The 2,915-nt window shown below is 71.8% G+C and carries 3 protein-coding genes; 1 reads left to right on the top strand and 2 read right to left on the bottom strand.

Features of this window, described 5'->3' with window-relative positions:
* Nucleotides 1-116: 116 nt before the first annotated feature.
* Nucleotides 117-650 carry a cysteine dioxygenase family protein gene (locus tag AB0395_RS48020; RefSeq protein ID WP_366295030.1) on the bottom strand — a complete coding sequence of 178 codons (534 nt, stop codon included), beginning with the start codon at nucleotides 648-650 and terminating at the stop codon, nucleotides 117-119.
* 52 nt (nucleotides 651-702) lie between these two features.
* Nucleotides 703-1,593, bottom strand: a complete 891-nt coding sequence (locus AB0395_RS48015; RefSeq protein WP_366295028.1) for an amidohydrolase family protein — start codon at nucleotides 1,591-1,593, stop codon at nucleotides 703-705.
* Nucleotides 1,594-1,823: 230 nt separating this feature from the next.
* On the opposite strand from AB0395_RS48015, the gene AB0395_RS48010 reads away from it, so the two are divergent.
* Nucleotides 1,824-2,777: a LacI family DNA-binding transcriptional regulator gene (locus tag AB0395_RS48010; RefSeq protein ID WP_366295025.1), complete on the top strand. Its 954-nt coding sequence runs from the start codon at nucleotides 1,824-1,826 to the stop codon at nucleotides 2,775-2,777.
* Nucleotides 2,778-2,915 lie beyond the last annotated feature (138 nt).

Raw genomic sequence — 2,915 nt, 5'->3', positions numbered from 1 at the left:
TTTTCCCCCCCGCCGGGGGGGGGCCCTGGGGGGTCTGGGCCGTTTTATTCGTGGGCGGGCGGGGCCCCCCCGCAAACCCCCCCCGGGGGGCGGCCCGGGACCGTCCGGAGCACGCCCTAGGCGACGGCGACCTCATCGGCCTCAACGGCCGCTTCGAGGTCGTCCATGGGGCGCAGCTCGTCGGCGTAGCTCACCGAGACGCGGCGCATCACGCCGCTGTCGCTGATCGAGTACTGGCCGAGACGCCACAGCGGCGGCGAGTAGGCGTGGATCGAGACACTGCCGTCGACAGCCCCGGTCAACCGATGGATGTGGTCGGGGCCGAAGGAGAACGACTCGCCCGCCGAGACCACGGTCTCCAGGTGCTCGCCGCCGATGCGCGGGTTGCACTCGAGCAGCGTGCCGGTCACCACCCGGACCGCGCCCGAGGAGATGTCGTGGTCGTGCCAGCCCGTGTCGTCCTCGGGGCGCCAGCACAGCAGCCAGATGTCGACATAGGCGTCCCGGTAGAGGGAGGCGTAGTGGCGGCCCCCCTCCTCGGGGAAGTCCACCTGGTCCTCCCAGCGTGACGGGTCCGCGGCCAGCTCGTCGACCAGGTCGCGCAGCTCACGACGGTCGAGGGAACGGGCGGGCAGGGCTTCGTAGCTCATCGTCGGCCTCCCTGGAGGCGGCAGCGCCCGCTGCCCTGGGACTTGTTCACGTTCACTTGCGCGACTCCTTCCGGTTCAGCAGACGGCTGGGATTGGTGACCGCGATGGCGTGCCTGGCGGCGTCGCCAAGCGCGGGGTCGGGTGCGGTGGCGTATGGCTGGTCGGAACCGTTGACCACGACGTCGATGCCGAGCTCGCGGATGATCGCGTCGATGGCGCGCGGGCCGTACGAGGAGGTCTCCAGGAACATCTCGGCGTCCACCTGGCCCCGGCTCTCCCCGCCCCGGTTGATCAGCCGCTCCGAGTGGAGTGGAGCCAGCCCCGCCAGCAGCGTGAAGCAGACCCGCAGCCCGGGGTGGCGCGGGCGGCCGAACGCGGCGAAGGCGTACCAGGACGCGTGCATCTGCTGGACGTACGGCACGACGGCCGGCCACCAGCCCGGGTTCTCAGGCTCGGCCGCGGGACCCGGGTGCACGAAGAGCGGAAGGTCACGCTCGGCGAGCACGTCGAGCAGCGGCGCGACCCTGGCCAGGGCCGCCTCGCCCGCCACGGCCGTCGCGGGCAGCTGGAGCCCGGCGAGCCCCTGGTCGAGGGCCTTGGCCAGCCTGGTGGGGTCGATGTCACCGAGGCAGGTCGCCGCCCACGCGCCGAAGGGGGCGGGCAGGGCGAGGGCGTCCTCGTGGTAGGCGTCGATGATCGGCCAGGCGTCCTCGGGAGCCAGTGTCTCGATGCCGAGCGGGCTGGACAGCGAGACCAGCGCCAGCTCCAGGTCCTCGTTGAGCGCCAGCCGCCTGGCGAGGTCGTGATCGGCGGGGTCGACCTCGTAGGCGGGCTCACCGTCCAGGTGCAGGGTCCAGCCGTCCAGGCGGGGCGGAGCCGTACGGCGCCGCAGCGCGTCCACGAACGCGGGTGTCCACAGATGCTGGTGCACGTCGACGGCCATATTTCCCCCCTCCTTTTCGAGGTATTCCCTACCTAGAATATAGGTAACGGGTCTGACCTTACTACGTTTCAGACTGACGCGGTTCACTGAACCGTTTCAGTGAACCGTTTCACCTTATGAGTGTCAATGCCCCGAACCGGCCTGATGTGGCGCAGACCCCTGTTCAGACGGAGGTAGAGGCATAGGGTGGACAGGTGCCCCAGCCACGGAAACGAGCGACGATACGCGAGGTGGCGAAGGCCACCGGACTCTCCCCGGCCTCGGTTTCTTATGCCCTGCGCGGCCTGCAGGTGTCGGAGGAGACCATGGAGCGGGTACGGCGCGTCGCCGCCGAGCTCGGCTACGAGGCCGACCCGATCGCCCGCGCGCTCGCCAGCGGCAGAACCGGGATGATCGGCCTGCTCTGCGGCTCCCTCGAGGACCTCTGGCAGCAGGCCCTCGCGGTCGGCATCGGCAGGGCGCTCAAGGACAACGACCGCTACGCGCTGATCCTGGACGCCGCGGGCGACCCCGGCCGTGAGCGGACCCTGGCCAGGCAGCTCCGCGACCAGCGGGTCGACGCCCTGATCGTGCAGCCGGTCGATCCGGCGGCACCGCTCTGGGGCGAGCTGTGCGAGAGCCTGCCCGTGGTCTCGATCGGTGACGGGCTCGCCGGTGCGCGCACCGCGGGGGAGGTCGTCTTCGACAACCGTGCGGGCGTCACCCTGGCGCTGGAGCACATGCGGGACCGGGGTCACAGGCGTGTCGCCGTGCTCACCCCGACCAGGGCCAGCACCCCGGACCGCCCCGCGGACGTGCATGTGCTGGCCGAGGCGGGACGTCTCGGGCTGGACATCGAGGTGGTCACCGCGCCCCAGGCGCTCACGGCCGCGACCGGGGTCGCCGACGCGATGCTCGCGGGCGGCCACAGGGCGTTCTTCTGCTTCGCCGACTCGATCGCCTACGGGGTCTACGCGGCCAGCGCCGAGCGGGGGCTGCGCATCCCCCTCGACGTGTCCGTGATGGGCTACGACGACCATCCGATGTCGGGGTTGCTCACCCCGGGGCTGACCACGGTCGACTGGGACATCGACGGCATCGTCCGCGCGGCCGTCCGTACGGTCGTGGCCGCCGCGGACGGCAACACCCGCCGCCGCCGTATCGTCCAGGCGCCCGAGCTGAAGGAACGCGGCTCGGTCGGCTGACCCGTCGCGCCGAGCCGGGGACCGTCCCGGGGCTTGCCACGCCGCGCCGTCGGAAAGCGGCACGGGGTGACACGGGGGGTTCGGGCGGCACGGGGCGGGCGGGGAAGAGCATGGGGAAGGGCCCGGCACCGAACGGCT

Source organism: Streptosporangium sp. NPDC051023, from assembly GCF_040689595.1.
Taxonomy (GTDB): domain Bacteria; phylum Actinomycetota; class Actinomycetes; order Streptosporangiales; family Streptosporangiaceae; genus Streptosporangium.
This window is presented reverse-complemented; position numbering and strand designations above follow the sequence as displayed.

Coding starts and splice junctions, on each gene's coding strand:
- AB0395_RS48015 (WP_366295028.1), bottom strand. CDS start 1,593: ATGGCCGTCGACGTGCACCAGCATCTGTGGACACCCGCGTTCGTGGAC.
- AB0395_RS48020 (WP_366295030.1), bottom strand. CDS start 650: ATGAGCTACGAAGCCCTGCCCGCCCGTTCCCTCGACCGTCGTGAGCTG.